Source organism: Pseudomonas sp. GW821-FHT04C07, from assembly GCF_059420325.1.
This window is the reverse complement of the sequence record NZ_JBWKTM010000015.1, coordinates 114,519-132,071: the sequence shown is the minus strand read 5'-3', so window position 1 is coordinate 132,071 and position 17,553 is coordinate 114,519. Positions and strand designations below refer to the sequence as shown.

Genomic DNA, 17,553 nt, shown 5'->3' with positions numbered 1-17,553 from the left:
TTGCGCGGTTGCGCTATTCAGAACTGCCAATCGAGAGTGAGCCCGACTCCATGGTCTTTCTCCCGCGAACCGAGCAGCCCGTTGTAATCCAGGTTCAGCTGGGTATCGCGCCCCAGGGAAAGCCCGGCACGCGCCCCGAGCACTGCCGCGTTGCGGTCCATGGAGACGCTTTGCACAGTGAACGGCGCGCCGCCGCTGGCAAATGCCACGTGATCTTCGGCGCGGGTATTGCTCAGGTGATGCTGCCAGCCGAGGGATCCGGAAAGGTCCAGTCGCTGCTTATCGGAGAGTGCGAAACCTTTACTTGCCCGCAGGCCCAGGGTCGACAGCACGGCATCGCGGTTGTCGTCTGTGCCCTGGAGCGCGGCGGCGTCACCTTTCTCGGTGAAGCTGTCGCGGCTCACATGCACGTAAGCGAGGTTGGCGAAGGGTTCCAGCGTCAGCGCCGGCAGCTCCAGCCGATACGCCGCTTCGGTGAACAGCTGGGTACTTTGTGCGTCACCTTTGGTTTTCTGCTGGCCGGAAACATCGCCATATTGCAGATCGCGTTTGACGTCGATTCGGTGCCAGCCATAGGCGCCGCCGAGGCTCAGACGCACAGCGCCGAACGCGTGCCCGGCATAGACCCCCAAGTGGTAGCTGTCGACCGATGCCGAGGAGTGGGTGCCGTCGCCCATGCTCAGGGAACTGTCGCTGTAACCGGTAACGAAGCCCAGACGAGTGTCTTCGCTGAGCAGGCCATCCACGCCGGCCAACAGACCGCCGATGGAGCTGTTGTAGCTCGCGTTGTCATGGCCACCGTCGGTCTTGCCCCAGGAGCCCAGCACTTTGACCCAGGCGTTGCTCTGGTCATCGGTCGGGGTTGCCGCGTCGTAGAGGTCGTCCTGACGCAAGCGCTCGCCCACCGCATCGCGCAGGTAACGGCTGTCATGGATCAGCAGCGTGCCGATCGCCGGATGGATTTCCCCGGACAATTGCTGGAAGGCTTGCCGCGCGCTGCTGGCCGTCGGCGACAACAGCAGGCTTTCGAACACTGGATTACCAGCCCCCAATTGCTCGGCCGCGGCGGCTACGGAACGCTGGTTCGGCGTTTGCCCGACGCTGGCGAAGGAGGTTGCGTTGCGTTCGATAGCCAGTTGTACGCCAGTTGCAGCGTAGTCGAGGCTGGCACCGAGAAACAGGTAGTTCGGTACCACGGCAGCAAAACGCCCTGCGATACCGCCCGCGGCCTCAAGAATGTCGTACTGACGGCCCAGCAGGCTTTTCGCTTGAGCGGGACTCAGCAGCGTCGGGCTGTTTTCCAGCGCGAGGGTCACGCTGGCACCGCTGACAGTCGCCGTGCCGCCGGCAACGATGCGGTCGCTGCGGGTTTCGGAAAGCTCCACGGCATAGGTCGAGCCCGGCTCGAAGGTGACATCACCGGCTACCTGCAAGGTGCCGATCGAGTTGCCGGGGGCGATGGTCCCGCCGCTTTTCGCGGTCAGCGATCCGACACGGCCCGAGCCGCCGAGGATGCCGCTGTTGTTGACTGTGACGTCGGATATGAGCGAACCGTTAACCGCCAGCCGTCCCTGATTCACCAGTGTCGGGCCGGCATAGGTGTTGGCCCCGGTCAGCACCAGGGTGCCGATCCCCTGCTTGGTCAGACCGCCGTGGCCGGAAATGTTGTTGCGCCACACGTCCAGGCCGCACTGTACGTCGGTGCACACCCGCTCAGTGGGTTTGCCGGCATCCACAATCGCGCCGATTCCCGGCAGATCGGCAACGAACTGCCCGGAGCCGTAAGCCCCATCGATACGGAATTCCTGCGGGATATCGGCTTGGGTGACAAACATCCCGGGGCCATCGATCCCTTTGCGCAAGTCGATCATTCCCCAGCCGTAGAGCGCATCGATACCCGGAGCGCCCATGTCGGTTGCGGTGGTCTTCAGCACAGTAGCGATTTGCGCACCGGTCATGTACGGGAAGCGCTCCATCAGTACCGCGGCACTGCCGGCGACATGGGGCGCGGCCATCGAGGTGCCGTTTTTATTGGCATAACCGACGGTCAAATCATCCAGCGTAGTGCCACCGATCACGGCACTGTAGATCCGGCTACCCGGCGCGGACACACAGAAACTGGCGGTATAGCCACAGCGAGATGAGAAGGTACTGATGTTGTAAAGATCCGGACTGTTGGTGTCCGGGTTTTTCTGCAGACTGGCAACCGTTAACCAGTTGGGTGCAATTTGCGGGACGAAATACGCCAGGCCGGCAATTGCGTCCGGGTTATTGAGGTTGTAGTCATTGCCCGCGGCGAATATGGCGACAATGCCGCTGCGGGCCGCATCGATGGCCCCCTGATAAGCGCCCCCCGATCTGGTGTGCAACAGCGGTCCGATCTGATCGAACTGCAGCTGCGCATCCTGCACCGTGAAGTGCGGGAAGGCCGGATCGCGTCCTCCCTGATCAAAGCGCTCAGTGATGCCAATGCCCCAGCTGTTGTTGATGACCCGCGCGCCACTGGCGATCAGTCCGTCCCAGCCGGCTTTATAAACCGCACCATCATTACCGAGAATAATGCCGTCCTCGGGTCCCGGGTCGCCGTTCTCGGCACTGATAATCCGGGCATTGAAGGCCACGCCGTGCATGGGCCCACCATCACGGTCACCCGCGGCAATCCCGCCGACATGGGTGCCATGAGAACCCAATTTGCCGTTGGAACCCACGGACGGTGTGCCGTCATAGCGGAAAGCATCCCCGGCTTTCACCGGAATATAGGGGTCGGTGTATTCCCGAATGCCACTGGTAACCAGCGTGAGCACCTTGTTCGGGCTGGCGAACTCGGGATGCTGCGCATAGACCGGCTGATCGAAAATACCCAGCTTGACGCCTTTACCGGTGTAACCGGCCGCATAGGCATCTTGCGCATGAATCGCGCCCAGCCCCCATTCAGCGTTGAATTCACTGCTGCGCCAGCTGTCGGGATCACCCTGTTTGCCGCTTTCGACATAAGATGCCGCCTGCGCGCCGCCGATTGCTGCCAGGCAACCCATCAACGTGCCACCCAGCATTTTTGCTGGCTGGAACCTGCGCCCCTGAAAAAGATTGACGTCTCTACGCTTAAATTCCATTACCGCTACCGTCCTTAGTTGTCTTGCCAAAATCCTCGCGCCTTCAGCTGGGCGGTGCAGCGTTTAACGGGTTCGGGGCCGCGACATGAAGGCTTCGTCGACCTTGGCCAGATCGTCTTCGCGCAAGGTGCCGGCGTAGTAATGCAACTTGGTCCAGGCCATCAGATAGTCGTAACGAGCCCGGGCCAGATCCCGGCGTGTGGTGTAGAGCTGCTGCTGGGCATTCAAGGCGTCGAGGTTGACCCGCTCGCCACCGAGGATGCTTTGCCGGGTCGAAATCACCAGCGCTTCGGCTGAACTCAGGGCTTTCTGATACGCCTGCAACTTGCTGACTCCAGACAGGCAGGCGCTGAACTGGCGACGCAGTTCGATCAGGGTCTCCCGGGTTTTCGCATCCAGTTCGTACTCGGCCTGCTCCATCGAGCGGCTTGCCTGGCGGGTGGACGCAGACACCCCGCCACCGGCGTACAGCGGCACGCTGATTTCGATGCCAATGGTGTTGGTGTCATAGCGCTGGTTGTAGGTGTTGCCGCTTTCCGATTCGTTTTGCCGGACAGAGGCATAGGCGCTTACTTTGGGCAGGTGCCCGGCGCGATTGCGCTCGACCTCGAATCGGGCCGCTTCCAGCGCCTGACGCCGGGAAGCGAGGATCGGGTTGTTGGTGACCGCCAGTTCATGCCAGACATCGAAGTTGGCCGGCTGCAGAGTGAAGGACTCGAAAGAATCGCCCAGCGGGGCCAGATCGCCGATGTCCACCGCAGGTACACCGATCAGAGCACCCAGTTCGCGCAAGGCCGCATCCTGCTCGTCGCGCGCTTCGATTTCCTCGGCGCTCGCCAATTCAAAGCGCGACTGCGCTTCGAGAATGTCGGTGCGGGTGCCCTCGCCCTGGCGAAACAGGTGTTCGTTCTGCTGGAACTGTTCCTCCAGAGCTTTTTTCCTGGCCTGCGCGATGTCGATTTGATCCTGCGCAAACAGCGCTTGGGTATAGGACGTCAGCACCCGGACCAGCAGCTCCTGGCTTTTGCCGCGAAAATTTTCGTCGGCATACAACGCCTGTGCCACCCCCTTGCGGTAAGAAGCATAAGCCTCGTAATCAATCAAAGGTTGCTGCAGGGTCAAGGCCGAGCCGTAGCTGTTGTAGTTGCGATCATCGTGAGTGGTGCCGCGCCGACCATCCAGGTTGGTCGCCCTGGAATTATTGCGCCCCTTGTTGTAGGTGTAACCGAGTTTGGGCAACAGCCCGGCGCGGCCGATGGCACGGTTCTCAAGGCCCGCATCGCGTTCCTTGATGGCGCCGAGAAACACTGGATCATTGCGCAGCGCCTGCTCGTAGACCTCGAACGGCCCCATGGCTTGCACACTGGTACACGCGAGGAGCGCAACGGCTGCCCCGAGCATGGAAAGCTTATTCATACGCCGGAACATCCCTATTGCTCGGTCAGTGCGGAACCTGCCCGATCGAGCAGAGGTTTGAACAAGTAATTGAGGAGCGAGCGCTCGCCCGTGCGCACGAACATTTCCGCCGGCATACCGGGCTTGATTACCAACCCGTTGAGCTTCTCCATGGCTACATCACTGACGCTGCTGCGCAACACGTAATACGGCACACCGGTTTTCTCATCGACCATCTGGTCGGCCGAAATCAGGCTGACTTCGCCCGGTACACGGGGCGTACGGCTCTGGTTGAACGCGGTGAACAGGATGTCCACCGGTAAGTTGCCGCCGACCTTGTCGATCAGGTTCACCGGCAGGTGCCCTTCCACCTCCAGCCGGGCGCCTTGCGGAACGATTTCCAGCAATGTTTCACCGGGCCGCACCACCGCGCCTTCGGTGTGTACACCCAGGCTCACGGCAATGCCGTCGGCCGGCGCATTGATCTCGCTGTGTTGCAGATCGAATCCGGCCGAGGTGAGCTGCTGCTCCAGGGTCAGACTTTTCAACTGTGCGTCGGCCAGTTGGCTGCGAACTTCTTTCTGATATTCCTCGCTGTGTTGCTGCAGCTTCAAGCGCGACTCAAGAATGCCCTGCTCGACACGCCCGCTTTCACCCGTGTTTTTCGCCTGGTCCTGCTGCACTTGCGACAACTGTCGTTCGTATTCCATCAAGCGGTTGCGCGGAATGTAACCGTTGGCTGCCAGCGGACGCAGGTTGTTCAGTTGCTCACGCAGGGACTCGGCCTGCGCGCTCAGATCAGTGTGGGCGCGGCGCATCCCGGCCAGTTGTGCGCTAGCGCCTTCGATGTTGGCGCGAATGCCGGCTTGCTCCCGGGCAAAGGCTTCGCGTCGACTGCTGAACAGTTGCCGCTGGCCTTCGAGCACCAGCGCCAGTCGCGGGTCGGGATCGCTGCTCAACCCGGCAGGAAAACTGACCTGTTTGAGGTTGTCGCGTTCACTCTGCCAGCGCGCCACGCTGGCCCAGGCCATCCGGTACTGCGCTTGCAGGGATTGAACATCGGCGGCGACCCGGGTCTGATCCAGCACAAACAACGGCTGCCCCTGCTTGACCACCTGCCCTTCACTTACCAGAATCCGGCTGACGACACCGCCACTCAGCGATTGCACGGCTTTGCGCTTGCCCGAGACCACCACAGTGCCCTGCACTGGAATCCCTTGATCGAGCGGCGCAAGGCTCGCCCAGGCAAAGAAACTGCCGGCACCAAGGATTGCCAGAAGCCAGCCCATACGGGCAAAAAAGCGCGCGTCGCGTTCAGGGTGCGCCGGCGCATAACCTTGTTCGATTGTCATGTCGCTGTCCTTGCTCATGCGCCGCTGTTCCTGTTTGCAGTCTGATACTGACGACTGAGGCTGAGCCCGGCCAGTGTGGGGGATGGGGCTTTTTCCCGTTGCGGCTCCTGAGCGCCGGACAATGCCTTGAGGACTTCATGGCTTGGGCCGAAGGCTTGCAGGCGCCCTTCGTTGAGCACCAGCAACTTGTCGGCCTGGGCCAGCGCCGAAGAGCGGTGAGTCACCAGAATCACGCTGGTCCCCTGGGCTTTCATCTGCGCAATGGCGGCCGCCAGGGCCGCTTCGCCGACGGTGTCCAGGTTCGAGTTCGGCTCATCGAGCACCACCAGGCTTGGGCCGCCATACAGGGCACGGGCCAGGGCCACACGCTGCTTTTGGCCGCCGGACAGGCCGCTGCCATCCTCCCCCAATACCGTGTCGTAGCCTTGCGGCAGGCGCAGAATCAGTTCGTGAACACCGGCCTGCCGGGCCGCCTCGACGACTTTCTGCGGGTCGGTGTCGCGAAAGCGCGCGATGTTTTCGGCAATGCTGCCGCTGAACAATTCGATGTCCTGAGGCAAGTAGCCGATGTAGGGCCCGAGGTCATCGCGATTCCAGCGATGAATATCAGCACCGTCCAGGCGCACCGTGCCTCCCAGGGTCGGCCAGACACCCACCAGCACCCGCGCCAGTGTCGACTTGCCCGAGCCGGAAGCACCGAGTACCCCCAGCACTTCCCCCGCAGCAAGACCGAAGCTGACCTGATGCAAGGTCGCCGCCCGCTTGCCCGGCGGGCCGGCGCTGACCTGTTCGAAGGCCACCTGACCTTTGGGCGCTGGCAAGGCCATGGCGCTGTCGCTGGGCGGGAAACCTTGCAGCAAGGTGTCCAGGCGCTGGTAGGCCAGCTTCGCCGAGCTCCATTGCTTCCACACGGCGATCAATTGGTCGATCGGGCTCAAGACCCGTCCCATCAGGATTGAGCCGGCAATCATCATCCCGGCAGTCATGTCGCCCTTGATCACCAGCAACGCGCCCAGCCCCAGTACCAGTGATTGCAGGCACAGGCGCAGGGTTTTACTGAGGGAGCTGATGACCGCGCCGGTATCGCTGGCCTGATTCTGCAAACCGAGAAAGCGCGAATGCACCTCAAACCAGCGTTTGCGCAAAACCCCGAGCATGCCCATGGCCTGAATGGTTTCGGCGTTGTGCAGATGACTGGTGGCCAACTGGCTGGATTTTTGCGAATAGCCACTGGCTTCACCCAGCGGCTTTTTGGTCATGGCTTCGTTGAGACACGCCAGCGCGATCAGCAGCAACGCACCGGCCGTGGCCAGCACGCCGAGCCAGGTATTGAACACAAAGATCACGAACAGATAGACCGGAAACCACGGTGCGTCGAAGAAGGCGAACAGCGCCGGTCCCGTGACGAACTGGCGAATGTAGGTGAGATCCCCCAGCGACTGCCCGGCATTACCCTCGCCCTTGAACAGGTTGCGTTCGAACGCGGCCCTGTAGACCCGCAGGTTGAAGCGGCGCTCCAGTTGGCTGCCGATCCGGATGACGATGAAGCTGCGGATGATTTCCAGCAGACCGATAAACGCGAAAAACCCGACCACCATCAAGGTCAACATGGCCAGGGTGGTTTCGTTCTGCGAAGAGAGCACCCGGTCATAAACCTGAAGCATATAAATCGACGGTACTAACATCAGTACGTTGATCAGCGCGGTGAAACAACCAACGCTGATCAGGGTACTTTTATAATCGCCCAGTGCCTGCAACAGCGGTGCAACGGGAGTGGTCTTCGCCATCTTCATGAGTCTTCCCTGAGCTAATACCCGCGCGATAGTTCGGCGAGGGTTCAATGTATTGTCCGCACACGCGTCGAGACGTTATTGGAGGATTGAAACGTGCAGGCGAAAGAACCTTATTGCCAGACGAAATAAGGTTCGAGGTAGTTATTAGCCGCCTGTTTTAAACTACCGATACGCGCATATAAACATCGCCTACTCTATTAAGCGCAGCGTTGTGTTTTATTACTGAGGGCGGTGCAGAACAAGTACAGTCCCTGACTTCAAAGTGGCGTGATAGAGCCCTTCCCGCTGTCGGCCTAAATGAATGATCCTCGAACCTTCTTTACCCGTCAGCGATATTCCATCCGGTTCCGGAAACCAGCCGCTGGGTGTTTCACCCAACCAACCGGCGACACATTCGAGTTCTCCGGCCAGGGTCTGGTTTTGTGCAAGCTCAAGCATGCAGACTTTCGTTGGCTCATCTTGCTGGTGGATCTGCCACTTCCCGGCCAGTTCCGAAGGGTCGGGTAATCTCAGGCTTCTTGCCATGCTGGCATCTCCAAAAAACATCATCAGCGTCGCGATCAACCACGCTGCGGCCCTGGTAAAGGCGGTCTGGTTCATAGGGTGTTTCATTCCGGGCTTTAGCCTCGCTTACACGAGGAGTCGATGCAAGGACAGGGAGCAGCGCATGCGCGCCGCCCCTGCTTTTACTTCGCCTTGCTGCTACGCCACGATGTCCGTGACTGCCGCTTGCCCGACGGTGGTGACCAGAAAGTCAGCCACACCGTGCCCGGAGAAGTCCACGGCCAAGGTGCTCAGGTTCATTCCCGAGGCATAGCTCAGCACCGCTTCGCCGGCAGAACCTGTGAATGAGTTGACGAAGTGCAGCCCCGTTCCAGCGCTAATGCCGGTCAGATCGATCTTGTCCAGGCCGCCGACAAAATCCATGATCTGGTCGGCTGCGCCCGGTCTGGAGTCCGAGCTTGCGCCAAACACGAAAGTGTCGGAACCGGCACCCCCCCAGAGCTTATCCGCGCCGCCGGCACCGTAGATGATGTCGTTGCCAGCACCGCCCTTGAGCACGTTGGCCGCGCTGTTACCAATCAGCAGGTCGTTGCCCGAACCGCCAATGGCGTTTTCGATGGTCACGCCTTTGGCAATGGACACGTTACCCACGAGGCCGCCAACGTCGGAGAATGAGGCTTCATTGAGGTTGATCTTCTGGTTTTGGGTAAAATCGGAGAAGTCAAAGGTGTCCTTGCCGCCCGCGTCCCACACCGAGAACACCAGCTTGTCCGAGGACGAGCTCGCATTGAGAAAGTCGCGACCGGCGTTGGAGTTGAAACCGTAGGTGGTGTCACCGGCACGGGTGTTCATGTTGGCGCCGTAGAGCTTTTGCACCGCAGCGATATCGTCCATCAACGGGCCGGATGAATAAGCCTCGACACCGCCTTTGCTGAAGTTCTGGCTGGTGTTGCTTTCACTCCAGTAGCTCATGAGGCTGTAGCCGCGAGTGTCCTGCCCATAGGACGCATCGTTATAGGTCGGATTGCCTTCGCCGGCATTGTAGTCGCCGGGGTGAGACAGGCCGAGGGTATGACCGATCTCGTGAGTCAGGGTTTGACGGCCGTAGTTGTTCACACCCGGGGTTTTGTTGACGTTGTAGCCACTGCCGGTCAGGTACCAGGACTGACCGTCATAGCCAGGCTCGGTACCCGGCAGGAAAGCAAACGCTGCCGCCCCTTCCTGACCGCCACTGTAGTTGCCGAAGGTCATGTGACCGTCGCCGCCCTTGGCGGCCTCAGTGAAGGTGACATTGGCCACATCTGCCCAGGATTGCATGGCGAGCACGGACTGAGCCTTTTGCAAGGCGCTGAACTGGCTGAAGCCAGTGACACCCAGGCCGCTGAAATTGGATGTTGGCGAAGTCAGAAACGTGTAGGTAAGTTCAATCTTGCCGCTGCCATTGAGATCTTGCCATGAAGCACCATCACGCAAGATCTGAGTCGCGGCCTGATCTACAGAGAAGGAGGGTTTGCCATTGACCGTGAGGTCGTCGCCACGGTCATACTGATGGCTGAAACTATCGATCTGGTTGAACGCCGAACTTGATGTGGCCTGTGGCGCCCATTGTTGTTCAGCTGCAACGATAGCGTTCTCTTTGACTTTCGACATAAACACACTTCCTTGTTTGCAATGGAACAGTTTTTTATCAGATAGCGACAATCTCTGGCGAGATCGTCCTATCACTCGCCCAATGAAGGCGAAAGAAAACTGACACAATTCGAAAACAAACGTCCACTACTTTTTTTGAGATCGAATTGTGTGGTTCCAGCAAACTCCCGGAAACAATGCCTGCAGGGTCTAAATATTTTGGGTGATTCCGCTCTCCCGACCAATTGTCCGACAATCTACTATTTAAATATTAAATAAAGGCAAGTTCGTTTTTATTCACTACATCGCGGCTTTATCAACTACTCGCGCGTGCGCCATCCTGTTGCGTTTAATGCGTGTAGTAATGTCTCTGGGTCGAGGGCAGGAACCAAGGTGCCAGTGGCCGTCCTCATGTGTTCGCCTGCCAGCAGCGCGTTTATGATCGCCTCCTCCACCGCCTCGGCGGCAGCGCTGAACAACGGCGAAATATGGTCATTGTTGAGCATCTCAAGGGACGTGCTCATTGGCAGGTCTTTACGTCCATAGTCCGCGGGCGGCAGGTCATGGTTGCCGGTGGCGAAGGCCAGGAAAATATCGCCGCTGGAATCTTCGGTACCGCCGCCGGTGCGGGCGATGCCGATCGATGCCCGTTGCGCCAGGCGTTGGCACTGATGAGGCAACAATGGCGCGTCGGTGGCCAGGATCACCACGATCGACCCCATGCCCGGCGTGCCCCTCTCATCGAAGGGCGACGGGATATCCGTCAATTGCCGACCGACTGGATAACCATCGACCCGCAACTCTTCACGCTTGCCATGGTTGGCCTGTACCAGCGCGCCGACGGTCCAGCCGCCCTGTTGCGCCGACAGTTTGCGCGAGGATGTACCGATCCCGCCCTTGAACTCATGACAGATCATCCCGGTGCCGCCACCGACCGCACCTTCCTCAACCGGGCCGGTCCCGGCATTGGCCATGGCTTCGAGTACCTGTTGCGGGCCGACATGTTGCCCCCAGATATCGTTGAGCACGCCGTCGTAGGTTTCCATCACCACCGGCATGCACCAATACACCGCCGGATCGGCCAGGCTGTCGTGCTCCCGGGCGATCAAGGCATCGCGAACCACGCCCACGCTATGAGTGTTGGTGATCGCCAGAGGTGTGGCCAGCAGCCCCGCCTCGCGAATCCACTCAAGGCCCGTGGCGTCACCGTTACCGTTGAGTACGTGGCAGCCGGCGAAGCACGGCTGCAGTCGCGCATGGCTTGCCCGCGGTTCGATCAACGTCACGCCAGTGCGTACCTGCTTGCCGTTGACCTCGGTCTTTAGGGTGCTGTGCCCTACCCGTACGCCCGGTACATCAGTGATGGAATTGAGTTGACCGGGTGTTCCCAGGCCCAGGCGGATGCCCAGTTCACGTGCACGCATAACCACTCCTTACAACTTCTGGAACGCCGGGCTGAACCGGCCGTTGGTGCCATACAAAATTACCGACACTGCCAGCAGCCCGATAATCACCATGATGTCCCTGGCCGAAGCCTCAAGGAACAGATTGAACAATAAATAACCGGCGCCGAGCACCGCCAGCAATGCGGGCAATGGCCACAGCGGCATGCGGTAAGGATGCTGCCGATCGCGCAGCACCACCCGACTCATCAATGCACTCAAGGCGACGATCAGGTAAACCAGCATGATCAGCAGCACGCTGAAAGAGGTCATGTCTGCCAGGTTCGAGCTGAAGCTGAGCAGCGCCGATGGAATTGCCAGAAACAGCGTGGCCAGCCACGGCGAGTCCCAACGCGGATGAATACGGGTGAACAGCCGGTTGACCGTGGGCGTCCACAGGGCGTCGCGGCCGCTGCTGAATACCACCCGGCCGATCTGAATCACGATCGCGACGATGGCGTTGAACACCGACAGGAAAATCCCGGCACTGACCACACGGGACAGGGTTTCGTTGCCATGACTGGTGAGCAGATAGCCGATCGGGTCAGCGCTGTTGATCATCTCGCTGAGGGACGGTGCGCCGATCAGTAACGCGGTCAAGGGCACCAGTTCGATGACCACCACCAGACCCAGCGACCAGAGCACAGCTTTGTGCACGCCGCGCCCGCCGCATTTCATGTCTTCGCCCAGCACCACCGCCGAGCCAAATCCGTTATAGGAGAACAAGCCGATACCTATGGCGCCAATCACCAGAGTCCAGGGTGCCAACTGCAAAGTGCCGTTTTCGACGATCTGCGGTTGCAACAGGATGCTTGCCGGTTGCGAGGCATGACCGAAGCCAATAAACACAATCACCAGCATTGCCGCGACTTCCAGCAGCAGACAGGTGCCGGTGATCCAGGCGTTGAGCTTGATATTCAGAATGCCCAGCAGGTAACTGCACACCACAATGAGCAGGGCGACGGTCTGTGAATCGAAATGACTCCCCAACGCATTGTTCAGATAGGTCGCGGCGCCGGTGGCCAGCACCGGCGGAATGAACAGCAACATCGCCAACACCGTCAGGAAGGTCGCATAACCGGCCATGCCGCCAAACACTCGCTTGGCGTACACGTATTCACCACCGGCACTGTTGTGAGCCCTACCCAGCTCGGCGTAACAGTAGGCGAACATCATGGCCAGTAAACCGGCCATGACGAACGCGAGAAACACTCCGGTGCCAGCCTGATGAATCGCGAACGGCGCGATCACAAACACCGAACTGGCCGGCGTCACGCTCGAGACGGTAATCGCCACGACGTCGAAGACACTCAACGTGGGTTTCAGGGTGCTGTTTGGTGCTGCGGGAGAGCTCATATCGTTATCCTCCTGGTTATTTTTAGTCTGAGGCAGAAACGAAAAAGGGACCGGGGGTGCGTTCCGGGCCGCACTGGGTGGGGCTACTCTAGGCAGCACGACAACGGCGGCCAATTCCCCTATTGGAGTACTCCCCTTGACCTTGAGCGCAAAAAGGTTGAAACCGTCGGCCGGGTTTTGATTTTTGAATGTGGAGCAACACACATGAGCAGTCTGTTCAGGGAAGTCGGTATGCACGCGGGACTGGGCCGTACCCTCTCGCAGGTCGGCACCGAGCGTTTTTGGAAGCAGCTTGTTTTGTTGTTGCACCAATGCCTGCCGTTCGATAACGCTCTGGCGATTTTCTATCCGCAAGACGGCCTGCCCCAGGCGCTGGAAGAGTACGACGCCGAACCCTCGAGCAAACCGGCGTCGATGCTGACCTACCTCAATGGTTTGTACCTGCTGGATCCGTTTTTCCAGGCGTGCCGTGAAGGCTACCCCAGCGGCCTGTATCGGCTGGAGGAAGTGGCACCCGATCACTTCCGGCAAAGCGAATACTTCCACAGCTACTTTCACGAGAACGTGCGCGAAGACGAGGTGCAGTTCATTCTTCAGCTTCCCGGGGCCGGAACGCTGTCACTGTCGTTGGGCATGCAGCGCGTGTTCACCGCGGATGAAGTGGGCCAACTGACCACCCTCGCTGCCTGGGTACTGCCGCTGATGCAGCAGCACTGGCAGCAGAACAGCCAGCGCACACAGGCGCCGGCACAGGATGAAATGGCCAGTCAGATCCGCGATGCCCTGAGCCACTTCGGCTGCGGCGTACTGTCGGACCGCGAACTGGAAATTGCCCGGCTGATCTTGCGCGGGTTTTCCTCCAAAGCCATGGCCGAGCGGCTGAAGATCTCACCGGACACCATCAAGGTTCACCGTCGGCATCTGTACGCCAAGCTGGATATCTCATCGCAACCGGAACTGTTTTCGTTGTTTATTCAGTCGTTGGGGCATGATCTGGAAAATCCTTGAGGCCTTCGGCAGACTCAGGCATTCAACGAAAATGTTCATCTGGTTGGCCCGAGCAGCGCAATCAACGCTTCCTGCAGCGCCTCGCCCTCCTGCTGTGCCGTGCAACCGTGCAGTTCGCCGGCACAAATCTGCTCCACCAGCATGCGCATCAGTCGGCCACTGGTGCAGTTCTGCGAGAGCTTGCCGAATTTACGTTGATGGTCTGGAAGATGGCGGTAGACCTCGTCCCGAGACAGGTGAAACGAGGCGTGTTCGATCAAGCCAAGGGGCACGATTTCACAGGCTCCGGCAAGTTCATCTGAGACCGCGTTTGCCGGTTTTACGACCGCTTCGCGGCCGGACGCAGGCTTCGCCAGCTGCTACAGGAAGACGCGTTTGCCGTGAGTGCATGTCCCCGGCAAATGAGCTTTACGTAGCAGCTGGCGAAGCCTGCGTTCGAGCGCGCAGCGGTCGTAAAACCTGCAAAGCGTGGTTTTAAAGCCAGCACGCATCCCATAGCGGGTAATCATGAACTCTTCTGACAAGACCGCCGCGGACAGGATTTTGAATGATGTAACGAGCTACGGTTTTCAAGTCTTGTTCCTTACGAACAGCACGGTCGTGGTATCCCTTCTGCCACAAACGCCCTTGACCGCCACGCTGTTGATTAACCCGCAGGCTACTGCGTGATTTGACCCAGCACATCAGCTCATCCAGAGGCTTGTCTTGCAACTCAAGCAACCAATGTATGTGATCAGGCATGACTACCCAGGCCCAAGAGATGCCCCATCCGCGCTCTTGCACCAAGCGAAACTGCTCCACAACCAACCGCCCCAAACGCCAGTCGGAAAAAACCGGTTGGCGCTGATGCACAGCAACGGTCAGCAGATAAATTCGCCCCACCTCAGAAACACGGCCAATGCGCAGACGATCAGCATTTGTCGCAACAGGCATTCCTTTGCCTCCTCAGGTTCACAGGAGGCAAAGAACTTACATTGCTGAGGGCTGCTTCAGAGAACGAACACTTGAGGAAATGTTACCTGTCAGCTCCCCGTCCTGATCTTGTTCCACAACCGAGTGCGAATCCGGTCGATGTCCAGCGGCATGGCCTCCAGCGCGAACAACTTGCCCATCATTTCCGGGCTTGGGTAGACCTTGGTGTCGCTCTTGATCGCCGGATCGATCAGGCTGTCGGCCTGTTCGTTGCCGTTGGCGTAGTGCACATAGTTACTGATGTCGGCCATGACGTCCGGACGCAGCAGCTCGTTCATAAAGGCGTAACCGGCCTTCTCGTCCGGGGCGTCGGCGGGCATGGCGACCATGTCGAACCAGATTGCTGCGCCTTCTTTTGGGATCGAATAGCCGATTTCCACACCGTTTTTGGCTTCACTGGCGCGGCTTTCGGCTTGCAGGATGTCGCCGGAGAAGCCCACGGCTACGCAGATATCGCCGTTGGCCAGGTCACTGGTGTATTTGGATGAGTGGAAATAGCTCACATACGGCCGGACTTTCATCAGCAGTTCTTCCGCTTTTTTGTAGTCCGCCTGATTCTTGCTGTGGTGCGGCAGGCCGAGGTAGTTAAGCGCAGCCGGCAGCAATTCCGGACCGTTATCGAGGATCGCCACGCCGCACTTCTGGAGCTTTTTCATGTTCTCGGGTTTAAAGATCAAATCCCAGGAGTCCACCGGCGCATTATCGCCCAGTACCGCTTTGACCTTGGCGATGTTGTAGCCAATCCCGGTGCTGCCCCACAGGTACGGAAAACCGTGCTCGTTGCCCGGATCGTTGGTTTGCAAGGCCTTGAGTAATACCGGGTTGAGGTTTTTCCAGTTCGGTAGCTGGCTCTTGTCGAGTTTCTTCAGCGCCCCGCCCTGAATCTGCCGGGCCATGAAATGGTTCGAAGGGAACACCACGTCATAACCGGATTTGCCGGTCATCAGCTTGCCATCGAGGGTTTCGTTGCTGTCGTAGACGTCATAAGTGAAAGCGATACCGGTTTCCTTCTGGAAGTTTTTCATCGTGTCCGGCGCGATGTAGTCCGACCAGTTGTAGATCTTGACGGTCTCGGCCGCCTGACTGAGTGAAGCGAGGAGCATCAACGGAGCTAACTTCAACGAAGCGGTGGTCATACGGATCATGAGTCGATTCCTGATTATGTACGGCTGTTTTTGTCAGGCAGGTTTTCGGTTGATCAGCGGATCAAAAAATCAAAACGTAAGTCTTGCGCACGGTTTCCTGGATATCCCAGATCCCGGTGCTGTTGGCCGGCAACATCAGTGCGTCGCCCGCTTCTATTTGTAAGGTTTCACCGTCATCCGGGGTGAAGGTGCAGCGGCCCTGAATGAAGTGACAGAACTCTTGGGCAACGATCTGCCGCCGCCAGCGACCAGGCGTGCATTCCCAGATGCCGGTTTCAACGCCGTCGTTGCGTTCGACGCACGTCACCGAGGTAACGGCGATGGGCGTACCCAATGGCACGGCTACCGGGTTCGATTCGTCCAGGATGGCGGTGGCGGTATGTTTGAACTGTGTGATGCTCATTGTGGTCCTTACGGGTGGATGATCGACGAGCCGTTACTGCATGAACCCTTCCATAAACCCCGCCACCCGACTGGCAAACTTGCGCCGCCATGGTGCGGTCTGCGGATTGGCCAGGGTCTGGTCTTCATGGACGAAACTGCGAATGATCGCGTTGTAGCCGAGCCAGCGGCAGGGTTCCGGTTCCCAGGCTTTCAGCGCGCTGAGGCCGCCCTGCTGGATCACCCACGGTTGATGCACCAGTGTGGTGTCGCGTTCGAGAATCAGGTCGGCCAGGGTCCGGCCACCAAGATTGCTCGCGCCTACGCCCTCGCCACCGTAACCACCTGACAAGGCGATGCCGTTGCTGCGATCGCAGAGCATGTGCGGCTTGAAGCGCCGGGACATGCCCAGGTTGCCGCCCCAGGCGTGGGTAATCTTGACGCTCTTGAGCTGTGGGAAGAGTTCGCCGAACAGGTAGCGTCGTAATTCGACTTCGTTGGTTGTCAGGTCAAAGTCGTGGCGCAGTTTCCCGGCGAACTGATAACCCCCGCGCGCGCCGAATACCAGACGATTGTCGGCGGTGCGCTGGCCGTAGGTGACTTGCCGACTGCTTTCACTGAAGGCCTGGCCCTGGCTCAAGCCAATCTCGTCCCAGGTTGCGGCGGACAGTGGCTCGGTGGCCACCAGCAAACTCTGCACTGGCAGTTGATAACGCCCCAACGGTGCCAGCGTCACGGCATAGCCCTCCACCGCGGGCACGATCCAGCGGCTGCGAACCTGCGCCTTGGCGGTGCGCAAACTGCCGGATTGCCAGTCGGTGACCGGACTGTTCTCGAAGATTGTTACCCCCAAGCGCTCGACAGTCCGGGCCAGGCCACGTACCAGTCTGGCCGGCTGAATGGTCGCGCAGTGCGCTGCATGGATACCGCCATAAGGTTTGGCGACGCGGATCTGTTGCGCCAGTTGCTCAGGGCTGAGCCAGCGGTAGTCGGCTTCGTTGAGACCCTGGCTGTAGAGTGTGTCCAGGTAGCGGCGCAGGCTGGCTTGCTGCTCGGGATAGCGAGCTGCGCAATACAGCGCACCACCCTTGCGGTAATCGCAGTCAATGCCTTCGCGTTCGAGGACGATCGCCACCTCATCAGGAATGCCATGCAGCAAATCGAACGATGCCCGGCGTTGCTCGGCTGGCAGATCGCCAAGTAAGCGATCCTCACCCAGCAGGTTGCCCATCAGCCAGCCGCCATTACGTCCGGACGCACCGAAACCAGCGGTCTGCGCTTCGAGGATGGCGATGTTCAACCCGGGCGCCAGACGCTTGAGGTAGTAAGCCGTCCAAAGCCCCGTGTAGCCGGCGCCGATGATCGCCACGTCAACGTCCAGGTCTTGCTCCAGCGACGGCCGGGCAACCAGGGGCTCCTCGAGTTGATCCATCCACAAACTGATAGTGCGCCACGCCGGCATG

The 17,553-nt window shown here is 59.5% G+C and carries 13 protein-coding genes and 1 pseudogene; 1 reads left to right on the top strand and 13 read right to left on the bottom strand.

The window, feature by feature from the left end; all coding sequences use genetic code 11:
- Positions 1-17: 17 nt before the first annotated feature.
- From AC07UI_RS24420 to AC07UI_RS24385, 8 genes are all read right to left on the bottom strand, one after another.
- Positions 18-3,053: an autotransporter domain-containing protein gene (locus tag AC07UI_RS24420; RefSeq protein WP_494994957.1), complete on the bottom strand. Its 3,036-nt coding sequence runs from the start codon at positions 3,051-3,053 to the stop codon at positions 18-20.
- A 123-nt stretch (positions 3,054-3,176) separates the two neighbouring features.
- The gene (locus AC07UI_RS24415) at positions 3,177-4,541 is read right to left on the bottom strand and encodes a TolC family outer membrane protein (protein ID WP_494994916.1); all 1,365 of its coding nucleotides are present in this window, start codon (positions 4,539-4,541) and stop codon (positions 3,177-3,179) included.
- A gap of 2 nt (positions 4,542-4,543) precedes the next feature.
- The gene (locus tag AC07UI_RS24410) at positions 4,544-5,878 is read right to left on the bottom strand and encodes an HlyD family type I secretion periplasmic adaptor subunit (protein ID WP_494994915.1); all 1,335 of its coding nucleotides are present in this window, start codon (positions 5,876-5,878) and stop codon (positions 4,544-4,546) included.
- The gene (locus tag AC07UI_RS24405) at positions 5,875-7,653 is read right to left on the bottom strand and encodes a type I secretion system permease/ATPase (RefSeq protein WP_494994914.1); all 1,779 of its coding nucleotides are present in this window, start codon (positions 7,651-7,653) and stop codon (positions 5,875-5,877) included. The genes AC07UI_RS24410 and AC07UI_RS24405 overlap by 4 nt, the downstream gene beginning before the upstream one ends.
- Before the next feature lie 219 nt (positions 7,654-7,872).
- Positions 7,873-8,253 (bottom strand): AprI/Inh family metalloprotease inhibitor, encoded by a 381-nt coding sequence (locus AC07UI_RS24400; RefSeq protein WP_494994913.1) that lies wholly within the window; start codon positions 8,251-8,253, stop codon positions 7,873-7,875.
- Between the two features lie 102 nt (positions 8,254-8,355).
- Positions 8,356-9,807, bottom strand: coding sequence for a serralysin family metalloprotease (locus AC07UI_RS24395; protein WP_494994912.1), 1,452 nt, complete (start codon positions 9,805-9,807; stop codon positions 8,356-8,358).
- A 299-nt stretch (positions 9,808-10,106) separates the two neighbouring features.
- Positions 10,107-11,210, bottom strand: a complete 1,104-nt coding sequence (locus tag AC07UI_RS24390) for a DmpA family aminopeptidase (RefSeq protein WP_494994911.1) — start codon at positions 11,208-11,210, stop codon at positions 10,107-10,109.
- A 9-nt stretch (positions 11,211-11,219) separates the two neighbouring features.
- Positions 11,220-12,584, bottom strand: coding sequence for an APC family permease (locus AC07UI_RS24385; RefSeq protein WP_494994910.1), 1,365 nt, complete (start codon positions 12,582-12,584; stop codon positions 11,220-11,222).
- A 204-nt stretch (positions 12,585-12,788) separates the two neighbouring features.
- Between AC07UI_RS24385 and AC07UI_RS24380 the strand changes: the two genes are divergently transcribed.
- Positions 12,789-13,592 (top strand): helix-turn-helix transcriptional regulator, encoded by an 804-nt coding sequence (locus AC07UI_RS24380; RefSeq protein ID WP_494994909.1) that lies wholly within the window; start codon positions 12,789-12,791, stop codon positions 13,590-13,592.
- A 41-nt stretch (positions 13,593-13,633) separates the two neighbouring features.
- Here the strand turns inward: AC07UI_RS24380 and AC07UI_RS24375 are convergent.
- From AC07UI_RS24375 to AC07UI_RS24355, 5 genes and pseudogenes are all read right to left on the bottom strand, one after another.
- Positions 13,634-13,885, bottom strand: a pseudogene (locus AC07UI_RS24375) (transcriptional regulator FeaR); the annotation flags it as partial.
- A gap of 181 nt (positions 13,886-14,066) precedes the next feature.
- On the bottom strand, positions 14,067-14,525 hold the full coding sequence (locus AC07UI_RS24370; protein ID WP_494994908.1) for an REP-associated tyrosine transposase: 459 nt from the start codon (positions 14,523-14,525) through the stop codon (positions 14,067-14,069).
- An 89-nt stretch (positions 14,526-14,614) separates the two neighbouring features.
- A complete protein-coding gene (locus tag AC07UI_RS24365) occupies positions 14,615-15,709 on the bottom strand; it encodes a polyamine ABC transporter substrate-binding protein (RefSeq protein ID WP_494994907.1) in 1,095 nt (364 codons plus the stop codon).
- 61 nt (positions 15,710-15,770) lie between these two features.
- Entirely contained in the window at positions 15,771-16,112 is a 342-nt protein-coding gene (locus AC07UI_RS24360) for a cupin domain-containing protein (RefSeq protein WP_494994906.1), read from the bottom strand.
- 33 nt (positions 16,113-16,145) lie between these two features.
- Positions 16,146-17,552 carry an NAD(P)/FAD-dependent oxidoreductase gene (locus AC07UI_RS24355; RefSeq protein WP_494994905.1) on the bottom strand — a complete coding sequence of 469 codons (1,407 nt, stop codon included), beginning with the start codon at positions 17,550-17,552 and terminating at the stop codon, positions 16,146-16,148.
- Position 17,553 lies beyond the last annotated feature (1 nt).